Genomic DNA, 14,370 nt, shown 5'->3' with positions numbered 1-14,370 from the left:
AGCTTCGAGCCTCAAGCTGCGAGCTGCAAGCAGGTCACCTCCAGCTTGTAGCTTGTAGCTTGTAGCTTGTAGCTTGTAGCTTGTAAGCTGCTTGTATGACCAAACTCCCCACCGCCATCAACCTGCACAAAGCCTCCAAGACCCTGACGCTGAAATACGCGCCGGATGAGGAGTACCACCTCAACGCCGAGTTCCTGCGGGTGCACTCGCCTTCCGCCGAGGTCCAGGGCCACGGCAAGCCCATCCTGCAATACGGCAAGCTCGGCGTCGGCCTGACCAAGATCGAGCCGGCCGGCCAGTACGCACTAAAACTGACCTTCGACGACGGCCATGACAGCGGACTGTTCACCTGGGACTACCTCTACCAGTTGGCGGTGCGCCAGGAAGACCTGTGGAACGATTATCTTGGCGAACTCAAGGCCGCCGGAAAAACCCGCGACCCGAACACTTGCGTCGTCAAGCTGATGCTCTAGCTCAAGGGCTGGCGCTTTAGGGCGAATTTTCTAGACTCATCTGCTTGAATGTCCGCCCGGCGAGGTCAATGACTGGCCTGCTTGCGAAAAAAATTAAACTCGGGTAACCAATGGAGCTGGCAAGTTCCCTGCAAAGGAACGGGCGAGTTCCCTTGCACATGTTTCCTCATTGGTCACGATGCGGAATTAACGGTCACCCGAGCAGCGTACTGGTATTGGCTGTGGCTTGCGGCACGGCGCCGGTACTCGTCTGACAATGGAGCGTCGTAGATGAGCAACAAGAACAACGATGACCTGAAGTACCAGGCCTCGGAAAATACCCTGGGGTTGAATCCTGTCGTCGGCCTGCGCAGGAAAGACCTGCTGGCCTCTGCTCGAATGGTGCTGACCCAGACCCTCAAGCAACCGTTGCACAGCGCCAAGCACGTCGTCCACTTCGGTGCCGAGCTCAAGAACGTCCTGTTCGGCAAATCCGAGTTGCAACCGGCCAGCGACGACCGTCGCTTCAACGATCCGGCCTGGAGCCAGAACCCTCTCTACAAACGCTACATGCAAACCTACCTGGCCTGGCGCAAGGAATTGCACGCCTGGATCGACGACAGCAACCTCGCGCCCCAGGACATCAGCCGCGGGCATTTCGTGATCAACCTGATGACCGAAGCCATGTCGCCGACCAACTCGGCGGCCAACCCCGCCGCGGTCAAGCGCTTCTTCGAAACCGGCGGCAAGAGCCTGCTGGACGGTCTGTCCCACCTGGCCAAGGACCTGGTGCACAACGGCGGGATGCCGAGCCAGGTCAACATGGGCGCGTTCGAGGTCGGCAAGAGCCTGGGCGTGACCGAAGGCGCGGTGGTGTTTCGCAACGACGTGCTGGAGCTGATCCAGTACCGCCCCATCACCGAGCAGGTCCATGAGCGGCCGCTGCTGGTGGTCCCGCCGCAGATCAACAAGTTCTACGTATTCGACCTGAGCCCGGACAAGAGCCTGGCGCGCTTCTGCCTGCGCAGCAACGTGCAGACCTTCATCATCAGTTGGCGCAACCCCACCAAGGAACAGCGCGAGTGGGGCCTTTCAACCTACATCGAGGCGCTCAAGGAAGCGGTGGACGTGGTCACGGCCATCACCGGCAGCAAGGACGTGAACATGCTCGGCGCCTGCTCGGGCGGCATCACCTGCACCGCGCTGCTGGGCCACTACGCGGCCCTCGGCGAGAAGAAGGTCAACGCCATGACCCTGCTGGTGAGCGTGCTCGACACCACCCTGGACACCGACGTGGCGCTGTTCGTCGACGAGCAGACCCTGGAAACGGCCAAGCGTCACTCCTACCAGGCCGGCGTGCTCGAAGGCCGCGACATGGCCAAGGTCTTCGCCTGGATGCGCCCCAACGACCTGATCTGGAACTACTGGGTCAACAACTACCTGCTGGGCAACGAACCGCCCGTGTTCGACATCCTGTTCTGGAACAACGACACCACGCGCTTGCCGGCGGCGTTCCACGGCGACCTGATCGAGATGTTCAAGAGCAACCCGCTGACCCGGCCCAACGCGCTGGAAGTGTGCGGCACCCCCATCGACCTCAAGCAGGTCACGGCCGACATCTTCGCCCTGGCCGGCACCAACGACCACATCACCCCGTGGAAGTCCTGCTACAAGTCGGCCCAGTTGTTTGGCGGCAAGGTGGAGTTCGTGCTGTCGAGCAGCGGCCACATCCAGAGCATCCTCAACCCACCGGGCAACCCGAAGGCGCGCTACATGACCGGCGATGACCTGCCCGCCAAGGCCGAGGACTGGCAGGAGAACTCCACCAAGCACACCGACTCCTGGTGGCTGCACTGGCAAGCCTGGCAGGCCGAACGCTCGGGCAAACTGAAAAAGGCGCCCACGGTGCTGGGCAACAAGACCTATGTGGCCGGCGAAGCGGCGCCCGGCACTTATGTGCATGAGCGGTAATGGATGCAACTCGTCTGACGCGGAAGTGGACCTGCTCACGAATACATCCCGCCAGCCGACATTAATGCAAGGCCCGCACCGCCGGCGAACATAAAGCTCATGTTCACAGCGGATCCCATGTGGGAGCGAGCTTGCTCGCGATGACGGTGTGTCAGCCTACATGGCTGTTGGATGTGCCGCCGTCATCGCGAGCAAGCTCGCTCCCACAGGGAATCGGGAAAAATGAAAGATCGCGACATAACCCACAGGGCTTGAAGCATGCCGCAACCGTACATCTTCCGTACCGTCGATCTGGATGGCCAGACCTTGCGCACCGCGGTACGTCCCGGCAAGCCTCACTTGACGCCCCTGCTGATCTTCAATGGCATCGGCGCCAACCTTGAGCTGGTGTTCCCGTTCATCCAGGCCCTGGACCCGGACCTGGAAGTCATCGCCTTCGATGTGCCGGGTGTCGGCGGCTCATCGACGCCCAGCCGGCCGTATCGTTTTCCGGGCCTGGCGAAGCTCACCGCGCGGATGCTCGATTACCTCGACTACGGCCAGGTCAACGCGATTGGCGTGTCCTGGGGAGGCGCACTGGCCCAGCAGTTCGCTTACGACTACCCCGAGCGCTGCAAGAAACTGGTGCTGGCGGCCACCGCGGCCGGCGCGGTAATGGTGCCGGGCAAACCGAAAGTGCTGTGGATGATGGCCAGCCCGCGACGCTACGTGCAGCCCTCCCATGTGATGCGCATTGCCCCGCTGATCTATGGCGGCTCGTTCCGTCGCGACCCGGGGCTGGCGGCCAGCCACGCGGCCAAGGTGCGCTCGGCCGGCAAGCTGGGGTACTACTGGCAACTGTTCGCCGGCCTCGGCTGGACCAGCATCCACTGGCTGCACAAGATCCACCAGCCGACCCTGGTGCTGGCCGGCGACGACGACCCGCTGATCCCACTGATCAACATGCGCATGCTGGCCTGGCGCATCCCCAACGCCCAGTTGCACATCATCGATGACGGCCATCTGTTCCTGATCACCCGGGCCGAGGCGGTGGCGCCGATCATCATGAAGTTCCTGCAGGAGGAACGTCAGCGCGCGGTGATGCATCCGCATCCGTCGCCGCTGGGCGGCGGCTGACGCGGCCCATTAGCGCCTGGCAGGACGCCGGATCGCGCAACCACCCGAAACAGCGACTATGTTGTCTGGTTCGGTGCGTTTGTTTTTAGCCTGATGACGAAGGAGTTGACTCATGCGCGACAAGCCGGCAAAGGATTCCATGCCCGCCCCTGCCAGCTTCATCAACGCCCAGAGCGCGGTCACCGGCTTGCGTGGCAGGGACTTGCTGTCCACCTTGCGCAGCGTGGCCGCCCACGGTCTGCGCAACCCGGTGCACAGCGCCCGGCATGCGTTGCGGCTGGGCGGCCAGCTGGGACGCGTGTTGCTGGGTGAAACCCTGCACGCCGCCAACCCGAATGACCCGCGCTTCAGCGACCCTACCTGGCAGCTCAATCCGTTCTACCGGCGCAGCCTGCAGGCGTACCTGAGCTGGCAAAAACAGGTCAAGAGCTGGATCGACGAAAGCACCATGGACCCGGATGACCAGGCCCGCGCCCACTTCGCCTTCGCCCTGCTCAACGACGCCGTGTCGCCGTCCAATACCTTGCTCAACCCGCTGGCGGTCAAGGAACTGTTCAACTCCGGCGGCAGCAGCCTGGTCCGCGGGATCAGCCACCTGGTGGACGACCTGCTGCACAACGACGGCTTGCCACGGCAAAGCACGCCCCACGCCTTCGAGGTCGGCAAGACCCTGGCCACCACGCCCGGCTCGGTGGTGTTTCGCAACGACCTGCTGGAACTGATCCAGTACCGGCCCATGAGCGAAAAACAGTACGCCAAGCCGTTGCTGATCGTGCCGCCGCAGATCAACAAGTTCTACATCTTCGACCTGAGCCCCTCCAACAGCTTCGTCCAGTACGCCCTGAAGAACGGCTTGCAGGTGTTCATCATTAGTTGGCGCAACCCCGACGTCCGCCACCGGGAATGGGGGCTGTCCAGCTACGTCGAGGCCACGGAAGAAGCCATGAACGTCTGCCGGGCCATCACCGGCGCCCGCGAGGTCAACCTGATGGGTGCCTGCGCCGGCGGCATGACCATCGCCGCCCTGCAAGGCCACCTGCAAGCCAAGCGCCAGCTGCGCCGGGTCGCCAGTGCCACCTACCTGGTGAGCCTGCTGGATAGCCAGATGGACAGCCCGGCCGCGCTGTTCATCGACGAGCAGACCCTCGAAGCCGCGAAGCGCCGCTCCTACCAGAGGGGCATCCTCGACGGTCGCGACATGGCCCGGGTGTTCGCCTGGATGCGCCCCAACGACCTGATCTGGAGCTATTTCATCAACAACTACCTGCTGGGCAAGGAGCCGCCGGCGTTCGACATCCTCTACTGGAACAACGACCACACCCGGCTGCCGGCGGCCTACCACGGCGACCTGCTGGACTTCTTCAAGCACAACCCGCTGACCCATCCCGGCGGCCTGGAGGTGTGCGGCACGCCCATCGACCTGCAGAAAGTGACGGTGGACAGCTTCAGCGTCGGCGGAATAAACGACCACATCACGCCATGGGACGCGGTGTACCGCTCGACCCTGCTGCTGGGGGGCGACCGACGCTTCGTGCTGTCCAACAGCGGCCACGTCCAGAGCATCCTCAACCCACCGGGTAACCCCAAGGCCAACTACATCGAGAGCCCGAAACTGAGCAGCGATCCCCGGGCCTGGTACTACGACGCCCAGCACGTCGAAGGCAGCTGGTGGACGCAATGGCTGGGCTGGATCCAGGAACGCTCCGGCGGCCAGCGCGAAACCCTGATGACCCTGGGCAACGCCAACTATCCGCCCCTGGAGGCGGCCCCCGGTACCTATGTCCGCGTGCGCTGAAGCCCCAACGCCACGGCCGACCAATGGCCGTGGCACGACTTGATCAATTAAGAAGACCGGATGAAAACCCGCGACCGCATCCTTGAATGCGCCCTGCAATTGTTCAACGAAAAGGGCGAGCCGAACGTTTCTACCCTGGAAGTGGCCAATGAAATGGGCATCAGCCCCGGCAACCTCTACTACCACTTCCACGGCAAGGAGCCACTGGTCCTCGGCCTGTTCGAGCGATTCCAGGGTGAACTGGCGCCGCTGCTGGACCCACCGGCACAAGTGCGGTTGGCACCGGAGGACTACTGGCTGTTCCTGCACCTGATCGTCGAGCGCCTGGCCCAGTACCGGTTCCTGTTCCAGGACCTGTCGAACCTGGCCGGGCGCCTACCGAAACTGGCCAAGGGCATCCGCCAGTTGCTCAACGCCCTCAAGCGCACCCTCGCGTCGCTGCTGGCGCAACTCAAGGCCCAAGGACTGCTGGTCAGCGATACCCAGGCCCTGGGGCAACTGGTGGAGCAGATCACCATGACCTTGCTGTTCTCGCTGGATTACCAACGCATTCTCGCTCGCGAGGGCGAGGTCCGGCTGGTGGTCTACCAGATCATGATGCTGGTGGCGGCACACTTGCTGCCGCAGGTGAAAGCCGCCACCGAACAATTGGCGCTCCAATACCTGGAAGACCACGATTAGCAACCTGTGGGAGTGGGCTTGCTCGCGAATGCGGTGGGGCATTCAGCATCGATGCTGGCTGATCCATCGAATTCGCGGGCAAGCCCGCTCCCACATTGGATGGGTGGCAACGCAAACAAAAACGCCCGACCTTCACAGGCCGGGCGTTTTGATTTGCCCTGTAAATCAGGACTGACTGGTAGGCGTCGTTGGAGCCGGCGCTGGCGTCGGGTTGGCCACCGGAGCCGGTGCCGAGGCGGAGTTCGCCGTGCTCGCCACAGGGGCTGGCTTGGCGGCCGCCGTCGGTGCCTTGGGGGCTGCGGCTTTCGGTGCGGCTGGTTTTTTCACGGCAGGTTTCTTCGCCGCAGCGGGTTTGGCCGCCGTTTTGGTCGCAGGCTTGGCGGCCGGCTTCGCGGCTGTCTTGGTGGCAGCAGGTTTGGCCGCTGCGGTTTTCGCCGCCGGCTTGGCCGCTGGCTTGGCTGGAGCCTTTGCCGCGGTGGTCTTGGCCGCTACCGGTTTAGCCGCAGCCTTGGCAGCAGGCTTGGCCGCCGCGGTTTTCGCCGCTGGTTTGGCCGCCGGCTTGGCAGCGGTTTTGGCCGCGGCCTTGACCAGAGGCTTGGCCGCTGTCTTGCTGGCCGGCTTGGCCGCAGCAGTCTTGCTCGCCGCAGGCTTGGCTGCCACCGGGGTCACCTTGGCACCGGTGAGTTTTTCGATCTGCTTGGTCAGGGTGTCGACCTTGCTGTGCAACGCCTTCACTTCATTGCGGCTTGGTACACCCAGACGGGAGATCGCGCTGTTCAGGCGCTTGTCGAAAGCCCCTTCCAGTTCGTCCCACTTGCCCAGTGCCCGATCCTTCACGCCGCCGATGCGCGACTTGGCGGACTCGGCAGAGCCCTTGGCGGCATCGACCTGCTTGCTGACCGCCGTCTTGGTGAGTTTTTCGGCCTTCTCGCCGTCCTTTACCAGGGACTCGAAGAGTTTGCTGCCGTCAGTGTCGATCTTCGAGTACACGCCTAAACCAGCCAGCCAGATTTTGCGGGAGTACTTTTCAATCGTCCCGGCCCACGAGCTGCCTTCTTTTTCTGTGCTTTTTTTACCAGCCATCCCGTTCTCCTTAATGTTTACGCGCGACACGCTCGAGCAATGCCGTCAGCTCATCGAGCTTGACAGAGAGTGCCTCAACGTCATGTTTAGACGGAATGCCGATACGATTCAAGGCACTTGCAACACGAGCATCAAATACCTTTTCTACTTTATCGAGCTGAACTTCAACCCTGGCCTTGAAGGTATTAACGTCGGACTTCACTTCCATCAACTCACTGTTGGCGGCTTCAAGTTTTCCGGCAACGTTCTTTTTGCCTTTGGTTTCAACAACTTCGCCAGCCTTGATCAACTCCTGGAAGTATTCGCTGCCTTCCTGTCCGACCTTCGCGTAGGCGCCCAGGCCAGCCAGCCAGATCTTGCGCGCGTACGTTTTCACGTCGCTCAGCGTGGAAGATTCAACGTCGGTTTTTTTCTTCAGGACAACTTTGGCCATGGTGCACCTCACTCGCAGATGGGTTTGAGGAACTGCCCGCACACGGACGGGCTCAGGCACAAAGTAGTGACAATAATTAGAAAGGGCACCCTAACAACTGACACAGAGTGGGCGATGATTGACCACGGGTGGGAGCGGGCTTGCTCGCGAATGCGGTGGATCAGTCAACATCAATACTGAATGTCATACCGCATTCGCGAGCAAGCCCGCTCCCACAGCGTTTGGTGGTGAACTTGAGGCGGTATCCTCCTTGCGATCAATCAGGCCAACGCTTTATCCAGCGCCTTTTCAATCTCAGTCTTGATCGTCCCGCTCATCGCCGACATCAACATGCCCAGTTCCACGTCGATACGGATCGAGTCCTCACCGACCAGCACTTCGCCCTTGACCCCGGAGCGCTTGAGTTTGAGCGTGTCACCGACCCATTGCGGCTCCAGGCCGTAGCTCTCGGACAACTTCTGCGCCAACTTGTCGGCCTTGGCACGGGCCGCTTCCTTGCCCAGGTCATGGGCACGTTCAACAGTAATACGGGCCATCGGGTGACTCCTGTTTTATCGGGACTTGCCTGAACGTTTCAGACCCTGGCTGCGTCAAAACGTCCTGGCGGTGGCTCATCTTACCTTCAGCCTTGCCAAGACAAAGCCCTCCACCGGGATTAGAATGTCCCGCATTCTTTTTTGGTGACAGCGATATGACTGACCCGCGCAAAGGCAGCGATGCCGAACCCACCACTCACTTCGGCTTCAAGAACGTGCCGGAAAGCCAGAAGGCGGAAAAAGTCGCTGAGGTTTTCCACTCGGTGGCCGCCAAGTATGACTTGATGAACGACCTGCTCTCGGGCGGCATGCACCGCCTGTGGAAGCGCTTTGCGATCGAACTGTCGGGCGTGCGCAGCGGCAACCGCGTGCTGGACATCGCGGGTGGCACCGGCGACCTGACGAAGAAGTTCTCCCATATCGTCGGGCCGACCGGCCAGGTGGTGCTCGCCGACATCAACGAATCCATGCTCAAGGTCGGCCGTGACCGCCTGTTGGACCTGGGGGTGGCCGGCAATGTCGAGTTCGTCCAGGCCGACGCCGAGAAGCTGCCGTTCCCGGACAACCACTTCGACTGCGTGACCATCGCCTTCGGCCTGCGCAACGTCACCCACAAGGAAGACGCCCTGCGCTCGATGCTGCGGGTGCTCAAGCCCGGCGGACGCCTGCTGGTGCTGGAGTTCTCCAAGCCGACCAACGCGCTGATGTCCAAGGCCTACGACGCCTACTCGTTCGCCTTCATGCCGCTGATGGGCAAGCTGATCACCAACGACTCGGAAAGCTATCGCTACCTGGCCGAATCGATCCGCATGCACCCCAACCAGGAAACCCTGAAGTCGATGATGGTGGACGCCGGCTTCGACCGCGTGACCTACCACAACATGACGGCCGGCATCGTCGCCCTGCACCGCGGTATCAAGCCCTGATGCTGCTCACCGGCCTGCTCGCCAGCGTCGAACTCGGTATAAACCGCGTTCTGCGCCTGGACAGCACGGCGCTCGCGCGCCTGGCGCCCTTGAGCGGCAAGGTGATTGCCGTCGACTGCCGCAGCCCGGCGTTGCAACTGTTTCTCCTGCCCAGCGACGAAGGCCTGATGCTCGCCGCACACTGGGAAGCCGAGGCGGACTGCACGCTGCGGGCCCCGGCGTCGAGTCTGGTGAGCTTGGCCTTGAGCAAGGACAAGACCGCGGTCCTGCACCGCCCCGACGTCGAGCTCGACGGCGACAGCGGCGTGCTGCTGGAGCTGGCGGCGGTCCTCCAGGACCTGGAGCTGGACTGGGAGTATGAAGTGTCCCGATGGCTCGGCCCGGTGGCCACCCCACTGCTCGGCGGCCACCTGCGCAGCCGCGCCCGCTGGTACCGCCAGGGGTTCGCCAGCCTGGGACAGAACCTGAGCGAGTACCTGGCCGAGGAATCGCGTACGCTCGTCGGCCAACGCGAAGCCCAGGCCCGCTTTAATGAACTGGACCAGGTCAAGCTTGACCTGGAACGACTCGAGGCGCGTTTCGAGCGCCTTTCCCGATCCCTTGAAACCAAGCGATAACGCATGAAGCTGCTTGCCGTCCGCCGTTTGTTGCGCATCCAGCGCGTCGTGATTCGCTACCGCCTCGATGACCTGCTGTTCGCCCTGCCGTTGCCCTGGTTTCTCCTGGCGCTGCGCTTCGTGCTGCCGTGGCGCTGGCTGCCCCGGCGCACCCTGGACCTGAGTCGCGGTGCACGCCTGCGCCTGGCCTTGCAGGACCTGGGGCCGATCTTCATCAAGTTCGGGCAGATTCTCTCGACCCGTCGCGACCTGTTGCCCGAAGACATCGCCGATGAGCTGATGCTGCTGCAAGACCGCGTGCCGCCGTTCGACTCCAAGGTGTCGGTGGCACTGATCGAAGGGCAGTTGGGCAAGAAGATCAGCGAAGTCTTCAGCCGCTTCGACGTCGAGCCCCTGGCCTCGGCCTCCGTGGCCCAGGTGCACGCCGCGCAACTCAAGAGCGGCGAAGAAGTGGTGGTCAAGGTGATCCGCCCGGGCCTCAAGCCGATCATCGCCCAGGACCTGGCATGGCTGTTCATCCTCGCCCGCGCCGCCGAGCGGCTGTCGGCCGATGCACGCCTGCTGCACCCGGTGGACGTGGTCCAGGACTACGAGAAAACCATCTACGACGAGCTCGACCTGCTGCGCGAGGCGGCCAACGCCAGCCAGTTGCGCCGCAACTTCGAAGGCTCGCCCCTGCTCTACGTGCCGCAAGTCTACTGGGACTGGTGCCGCCCGAAGGTGCTGGTGATGGAGCGCATCTACGGCATCCAGGTCACCGACCTGGCGACCCTGGCCGACCAGCGCACCGACATGAAGATGCTCGCCGAACGCGGCGTGGAGATCTTCTTCACCCAGGTGTTCCGCGACAGTTTCTTCCACGCCGACATGCACCCGGGCAACATCTTCGTCAGCACCGTGCAGCCGTGGAGCCCACAGTACATTGCCATCGACTGCGGCATCGTCGGCAGCCTCACCCCCGAAGACCAGGACTACCTGGCCCGCAACCTGTTCGCCTTCTTCAAGCGCGACTACCGTCGGGTAGCCCAGTTGCACATCGACTCTGGCTGGGTGCCGGCCGAGACCAAGCTCAACGAATTCGAAGCGGCGATCCGCACCGTGTGCGAACCGATCTTCGAAAAACCGTTAAAGGATATTTCCTTCGGCCAGGTGCTGATGCGCCTGTTCCAGACCGCACGCCGCTTCAACATGGAAGTCCAGCCGCAACTGGTGCTGCTGCAAAAGACCCTGCTGAACATCGAAGGCCTCGGTCGCCAGCTGTACCCGGACCTGGACCTATGGAACACCGCCCAGCCCTTCCTCGAACGCTGGATGCGCGAGCGCGTCAGCCCGCGCACCTTGCTGGGCAACGTGCAGAGCCAGTTCGAGCAGATCCCGCACCTGGCCAACATGACCCGCGACCTGCTGGAACGCATGTCCCAGCCCCATGCCCAGGATCCGCCACCGCCTTGGCACAAACGCAAGGACGACTGGTTCCTGCGCCTGCTCGGCGCGGCCCACCTGGGCGGTGGCGCGGTGCTGGCCAGCGGCGGGCCGTTGAGCCAACTGGGCCACTGGCCGGCCGGTGTCATGGTAGCGGTGGGTCTGTATCTGGTCGTTCGCCGATAGCCAGCACCGGTTCGCACTGGCACACTGTTTCAACGCTGGGCCCGCCGACGCCAAGTGCGCGGCCCATTGTCGGAGTCGAAGATGAAAAACTGGCAGGACGAGATCAAGTGGGACGCTGACGGCCTGGTGCCGGCCATCGCCCAGGATCACAAGACCGGGCGCGTATTGATGATGGCCTGGATGAACCGCGAGGCACTGGCCCTGACCGCCGCCGAGAACCGCGCCATCTATTGGTCACGTTCGCGTGGCAAGCTGTGGCGCAAGGGTGAAGAGTCCGGACATGTCCAGCACCTGCATGAGATGCGCCTGGACTGCGACGGCGACGTCATCATCCTGATGGTCGAACAGGTCGGCGAGATTGCCTGCCATACCGGCCGTCAAAGCTGCTTCTATCGCGTCTTCGAGAACGGCGACTGGAAAACCGTCGACCCGGTGCTCAAGGACCCGCATGCCATTTATTCAGGACATCCCCATGAGTGACACCCTGACCCGCCTGGCCCAGGTGCTGGAAGAGCGCAAGGGCGCCGCGGCCGACAGCTCCTATGTCGCCAGCCTGTACCACAAGGGTTTGAACAAGATTCTGGAAAAAGTCGGCGAAGAGTCGGTCGAGACCATCATCGCCGCCAAGGACGCCGCCATCAGCGGTGACTGCAGCGACGTGATCTACGAGACCGCCGACCTGTGGTTCCACAGCCTGGTCATGCTGGCCCAACTCGGGCAGCATCCACAGGCCGTACTGGATGAACTGGACCGTCGCTTCGGTCTGTCCGGGCATGTCGAGAAAGCCTCGCGTCCGTCCGCCTGATCAACTCTTGAGAGGAATAGCCACATGGGTATTTTTGACTGGAAACACTGGATCGTCATCCTGGTCGTCGTGGTGCTGGTGTTCGGCACCAAGAAACTGAAGAACCTCGGCACCGATGTCGGCGAGTCGATCAAGGGCTTTCGCAAGGCCATGAACGATGACGAAAAACCCGCCGACCCGAGCGCGGCACCGGCCCAACCTGTCCATCCCCAGGCGACCCAGCCTGTGAGTGCGCCGCACACCATCGACGTGCAGGCCCAGAAAGTCGAAGAGCCGACCCGCAAAGACTCGTGAGCACTGACTAATGTTTGGGATCAGCTTCACTGAACTGCTGCTCGTCGGCCTCGTTGCCCTGCTGGTCCTGGGCCCCGAGCGCCTGCCGGGTGCTGCGCGCACCGCCGGTCTGTGGATCGGGCGCCTGAAGCGCAGCTTCAACGCGATCAAACAGGAAGTTGAACGTGAAATCGGTGCCGACGACATCCGTCGGCAACTGCACAACGAACACATCCTGTCCCTGGAGCAGGAAGCGCGCAAAATCCTCACGCCGACCCAGCAGGAGCCGACGCCGGTCGCCCCTGCGGTCGAGCCGACGATTGCCCCGCAAGCGCCGGCGACCGATTCGTTGCAGGCACCGGCCGAACCAGCCAAACCAGTGGAGCCGGCCCCGACGGCCACGCCCCCAGCCGCTTCCAACGACCCTACATTGCCGCCGCGAGCCCCATGAGCAATATCCCAGAGCATGACCAGCCGATGCCGCTGGTATCGCACCTCACCGAGCTGCGCACGCGCCTGCTGCGTTGCGTCGCGGCGGTCTTCATCATCTTTGCCGGGCTGTTCGCCTTCACCCAGCAGATCTACACCTTCGTCTCCACGCCGCTGCGCCAGTACCTGCCGGCCGGCGCGACGATGATCGCCACCGACGTGTCGTCACCGTTCCTGACGCCCCTGAAGCTGACGATGATGGTCTCGCTGTTCCTGGCGATCCCGGTGATCCTGCACCAGATCTGGGGCTTCATTGCGCCCGGCCTGTACAAGCACGAAAAACGCATCGCCGTGCCGCTGCTGGTGTCCAGCATCCTGCTGTTTTACACCGGCATGGCTTTCGCCTATTTCCTGGTGTTCCCGCTGATCTTCAAGTTCTTCGCCGCCGCCACCCCGGCGGGCGTGGAGATGATGACCGACATCACCAGTTACCTGGATTTCGTCATGACGCTGTTCTTCGCCTTCGGCGTGGCGTTCGAAATCCCCGTGGCGGTGGTGCTGCTGGTGTGGATCGGCGTCGTTGACGTCGAGTACCTGAAGAAGATCCGTCCGTACGTGATCATCGGCTGCTTCGTGGTCGGCATGATCCTGACCCCACCGGACATCTTCTCCCAGACCCTGCTGGCCGTGCCGATGTGGTTGCTGTTCGAGATCGGCGTGCTGTTCGGCGGCCTGGTGCGCAAGCGCAGCGAACACCCGGAAGACGAGACGGTTGACGACCACAACGACCAACCGCCTGCGACCCAAGCGTGAACCTGTTGCTGCTCGAAGAGGCCGACTTCATCGGGCCGGACCGGGTGATCCTGGGCGATCGCCGGCTGACCCATATGCAGGAAGTCCACCGCAGCGCCGTCGGCGACAGCCTGCGGGTCGGGCGCCTCGGCGGCTTGATGGGCACGGCTCAGGTACTGCGCCTGGAAGCCCGCGAGGCCGAGCTGCAGGTGAGCCTCGACCAGCCGCCGCCGGCCAAGCTGCCGTTGACGCTGGTGCTGGCCCTGCCTCGCCCCAAGATGCTCCGCCGGGTGTTCCAGACCGTCGCCACCATGGGCGTACCGCGAGTGGTGCTGGTCAACAGCTACCGGGTGGAAAAGAGCTTCTGGCAAACGCCGTTCCTCGAGCCCGAGGCCATTCGCGAGCAATTGATCCTTGGCCTGGAGCAGGCCCGGGACAGCGTGCTGCCCGAGATCATCATCGAAAAACGCTTCAAGCCCTTCGTCGAAGACCGTCTGCCGGCCATCACCCATGGCACCCTCGGCCTGGTGGGCCACCCGGGCAACCATCCGCCCTGCCCTCGGGCGCTGACGGAGGCGGTGACACTGGCCATCGGCCCGGAGGGTGGCTGGATCCCCTACGAGATCGACCTGCTGGGCAAGGCAGGCCTGCAACCGGTGCAGTTGGGCGAGCGGATCCTTCGGGTCGAGACCGCGGTCACGGCGCTGCTTGCACGGCTGTTCTGATGCCCTGCGGTTGATTGACGTCCTGTGGCGAGCCCCGCCACAAGCCCCACACGTTCAAGTTCGTCAGCGTCATGGCTACAGATCCCACCCGAGCCGCCGATACAGCGCCCACAAGTCCAATTCAACGC

The 14,370-nt window shown here is 62.9% G+C and carries 17 protein-coding genes; 14 read left to right on the top strand and 3 right to left on the bottom strand.

What is annotated here, in order from left to right; all coding sequences use genetic code 11:
* The first annotated feature begins 95 nt into the window (after nt 1–95).
* The 5 genes from V3H56_RS01950 to V3H56_RS01930 all read left to right on the top strand — a co-directional run bounded on the left by V3H56_RS01950 (nt 96) and on the right by V3H56_RS01930 (nt 6,015).
* Nucleotides 96–473, top strand: a complete 378-nt coding sequence (locus V3H56_RS01950; RefSeq protein WP_338474160.1) for a DUF971 domain-containing protein — start codon at nt 96–98, stop codon at nt 471–473.
* 270 nt (nt 474–743) lie between these two features.
* Nucleotides 744–2,423: a class II poly(R)-hydroxyalkanoic acid synthase gene (gene phaC / locus V3H56_RS01945; protein ID WP_338474159.1), complete on the top strand. Its 1,680-nt coding sequence runs from the start codon at nt 744–746 to the stop codon at nt 2,421–2,423.
* A 258-nt stretch (nt 2,424–2,681) separates the two neighbouring features.
* A complete protein-coding gene (gene phaZ / locus V3H56_RS01940) occupies nt 2,682–3,539 on the top strand; it encodes a poly(3-hydroxyalkanoate) depolymerase (RefSeq protein WP_042730510.1) in 858 nt (285 codons plus the stop codon).
* Nucleotides 3,540–3,651: 112 nt separating this feature from the next.
* Nucleotides 3,652–5,334 (top strand): class II poly(R)-hydroxyalkanoic acid synthase, encoded by a 1,683-nt coding sequence (gene phaC / locus V3H56_RS01935; RefSeq protein WP_338474158.1) that lies wholly within the window; start codon nt 3,652–3,654, stop codon nt 5,332–5,334.
* Nucleotides 5,335–5,394: 60 nt separating this feature from the next.
* On the top strand, nt 5,395–6,015 hold the full coding sequence (locus tag V3H56_RS01930) for a TetR/AcrR family transcriptional regulator (RefSeq protein WP_042730512.1): 621 nt from the start codon (nt 5,395–5,397) through the stop codon (nt 6,013–6,015).
* Nucleotides 6,016–6,180: 165 nt separating this feature from the next.
* On the opposite strand, the gene V3H56_RS01925 is transcribed toward V3H56_RS01930, so the two are convergent.
* From V3H56_RS01925 to V3H56_RS01915, 3 genes are all read right to left on the bottom strand, one after another.
* Complete coding sequence (locus V3H56_RS01925; protein WP_338474157.1) at nt 6,181–7,098, bottom strand: phasin family protein; 918 nt, start codon at nt 7,096–7,098, stop codon at nt 6,181–6,183.
* A 10-nt stretch (nt 7,099–7,108) separates the two neighbouring features.
* Nucleotides 7,109–7,531, bottom strand: coding sequence for a phasin family protein (locus V3H56_RS01920; RefSeq protein WP_053148551.1), 423 nt, complete (start codon nt 7,529–7,531; stop codon nt 7,109–7,111).
* Between the two features lie 260 nt (nt 7,532–7,791).
* Nucleotides 7,792–8,067, bottom strand: coding sequence for a polyhydroxyalkanoic acid system family protein (locus V3H56_RS01915; protein WP_042730515.1), 276 nt, complete (start codon nt 8,065–8,067; stop codon nt 7,792–7,794).
* A gap of 155 nt (nt 8,068–8,222) precedes the next feature.
* On the opposite strand from V3H56_RS01915, the gene ubiE reads away from it, so the two are divergent.
* The 9 genes from ubiE (at nt 8,223) to V3H56_RS01870 (ending at nt 14,242) form a co-directional block, all read left to right on the top strand.
* Nucleotides 8,223–8,993, top strand: a complete 771-nt coding sequence (ubiE, locus tag V3H56_RS01910) for a bifunctional demethylmenaquinone methyltransferase/2-methoxy-6-polyprenyl-1,4-benzoquinol methylase UbiE (protein WP_042730516.1) — start codon at nt 8,223–8,225, stop codon at nt 8,991–8,993.
* The gene (locus V3H56_RS01905) at nt 8,993–9,610 is read left to right on the top strand and encodes an SCP2 sterol-binding domain-containing protein (RefSeq protein WP_157061582.1); all 618 of its coding nucleotides are present in this window, start codon (nt 8,993–8,995) and stop codon (nt 9,608–9,610) included. The genes ubiE and V3H56_RS01905 overlap by 1 nt, the downstream gene beginning before the upstream one ends.
* 3 nt (nt 9,611–9,613) lie before the next feature.
* Nucleotides 9,614–11,218: a ubiquinone biosynthesis regulatory protein kinase UbiB gene (gene ubiB, locus V3H56_RS01900; protein ID WP_338474156.1), complete on the top strand. Its 1,605-nt coding sequence runs from the start codon at nt 9,614–9,616 to the stop codon at nt 11,216–11,218.
* Nucleotides 11,219–11,299: 81 nt separating this feature from the next.
* The gene (gene hisI / locus V3H56_RS01895; RefSeq protein ID WP_047736140.1) at nt 11,300–11,698 is read left to right on the top strand and encodes a phosphoribosyl-AMP cyclohydrolase; all 399 of its coding nucleotides are present in this window, start codon (nt 11,300–11,302) and stop codon (nt 11,696–11,698) included.
* Nucleotides 11,691–12,023 carry a phosphoribosyl-ATP diphosphatase gene (locus tag V3H56_RS01890; RefSeq protein WP_003186671.1) on the top strand — a complete coding sequence of 111 codons (333 nt, stop codon included), beginning with the start codon at nt 11,691–11,693 and terminating at the stop codon, nt 12,021–12,023. Before hisI ends, V3H56_RS01890 begins: the two co-directional genes overlap by 8 nt.
* A gap of 24 nt (nt 12,024–12,047) precedes the next feature.
* Nucleotides 12,048–12,317, top strand: a complete 270-nt coding sequence (locus V3H56_RS01885) for a twin-arginine translocase TatA/TatE family subunit (RefSeq protein ID WP_047736141.1) — start codon at nt 12,048–12,050, stop codon at nt 12,315–12,317.
* 10 nt (nt 12,318–12,327) lie between these two features.
* On the top strand, nt 12,328–12,747 hold the full coding sequence (tatB, locus tag V3H56_RS01880) for a Sec-independent protein translocase protein TatB (protein WP_338474155.1): 420 nt from the start codon (nt 12,328–12,330) through the stop codon (nt 12,745–12,747).
* The gene (gene tatC / locus V3H56_RS01875; RefSeq protein ID WP_042730521.1) at nt 12,744–13,538 is read left to right on the top strand and encodes a twin-arginine translocase subunit TatC; all 795 of its coding nucleotides are present in this window, start codon (nt 12,744–12,746) and stop codon (nt 13,536–13,538) included. Before tatB ends, tatC begins: the two co-directional genes overlap by 4 nt.
* Nucleotides 13,535–14,242 carry a 16S rRNA (uracil(1498)-N(3))-methyltransferase gene (locus V3H56_RS01870; protein ID WP_338474154.1) on the top strand — a complete coding sequence of 236 codons (708 nt, stop codon included), beginning with the start codon at nt 13,535–13,537 and terminating at the stop codon, nt 14,240–14,242. Before tatC ends, V3H56_RS01870 begins: the two co-directional genes overlap by 4 nt.
* The last annotated feature ends 128 nt before the right edge of the window (nt 14,243–14,370 follow it).

It is taken from the genome of Pseudomonas sp. MS646 (assembly GCF_036693845.1).
GTDB classification, from domain to species: domain Bacteria; phylum Pseudomonadota; class Gammaproteobacteria; order Pseudomonadales; family Pseudomonadaceae; genus Aquipseudomonas; species Aquipseudomonas chlororaphis_E.
The sequence above is the reverse complement of the archived record's forward strand: the minus strand, read 5'-3'. Positions and strand labels throughout refer to the sequence as shown.

Excerpts from the sequence above, each read along its gene's own strand:
- V3H56_RS01950 (WP_338474160.1), top strand. The coding sequence starts at position 96 with ATGACCAAACTCCCCACCGCCATCAACCTGCACAAAGCCTCCAAGACC.
- phaC (WP_338474159.1), top strand. The coding sequence starts at position 744 with ATGAGCAACAAGAACAACGATGACCTGAAGTACCAGGCCTCGGAAAAT.
- phaZ (WP_042730510.1), top strand. The coding sequence starts at position 2,682 with ATGCCGCAACCGTACATCTTCCGTACCGTCGATCTGGATGGCCAGACC.
- phaC (WP_338474158.1), top strand. The coding sequence starts at position 3,652 with ATGCGCGACAAGCCGGCAAAGGATTCCATGCCCGCCCCTGCCAGCTTC.
- V3H56_RS01930 (WP_042730512.1), top strand. The coding sequence starts at position 5,395 with ATGAAAACCCGCGACCGCATCCTTGAATGCGCCCTGCAATTGTTCAAC.
- V3H56_RS01925 (WP_338474157.1), bottom strand. The coding sequence starts at position 7,098 with ATGGCTGGTAAAAAAAGCACAGAAAAAGAAGGCAGCTCGTGGGCCGGG.
- V3H56_RS01920 (WP_053148551.1), bottom strand. The coding sequence starts at position 7,531 with ATGGCCAAAGTTGTCCTGAAGAAAAAAACCGACGTTGAATCTTCCACG.
- V3H56_RS01915 (WP_042730515.1), bottom strand. The coding sequence starts at position 8,067 with ATGGCCCGTATTACTGTTGAACGTGCCCATGACCTGGGCAAGGAAGCG.
- ubiE (WP_042730516.1), top strand. The coding sequence starts at position 8,223 with ATGACTGACCCGCGCAAAGGCAGCGATGCCGAACCCACCACTCACTTC.
- V3H56_RS01905 (WP_157061582.1), top strand. The coding sequence starts at position 8,993 with ATGCTGCTCACCGGCCTGCTCGCCAGCGTCGAACTCGGTATAAACCGC.
- ubiB (WP_338474156.1), top strand. The coding sequence starts at position 9,614 with ATGAAGCTGCTTGCCGTCCGCCGTTTGTTGCGCATCCAGCGCGTCGTG.
- hisI (WP_047736140.1), top strand. The coding sequence starts at position 11,300 with ATGAAAAACTGGCAGGACGAGATCAAGTGGGACGCTGACGGCCTGGTG.
- V3H56_RS01890 (WP_003186671.1), top strand. The coding sequence starts at position 11,691 with ATGAGTGACACCCTGACCCGCCTGGCCCAGGTGCTGGAAGAGCGCAAG.
- V3H56_RS01885 (WP_047736141.1), top strand. The coding sequence starts at position 12,048 with ATGGGTATTTTTGACTGGAAACACTGGATCGTCATCCTGGTCGTCGTG.
- tatB (WP_338474155.1), top strand. The coding sequence starts at position 12,328 with ATGTTTGGGATCAGCTTCACTGAACTGCTGCTCGTCGGCCTCGTTGCC.
- tatC (WP_042730521.1), top strand. The coding sequence starts at position 12,744 with ATGAGCAATATCCCAGAGCATGACCAGCCGATGCCGCTGGTATCGCAC.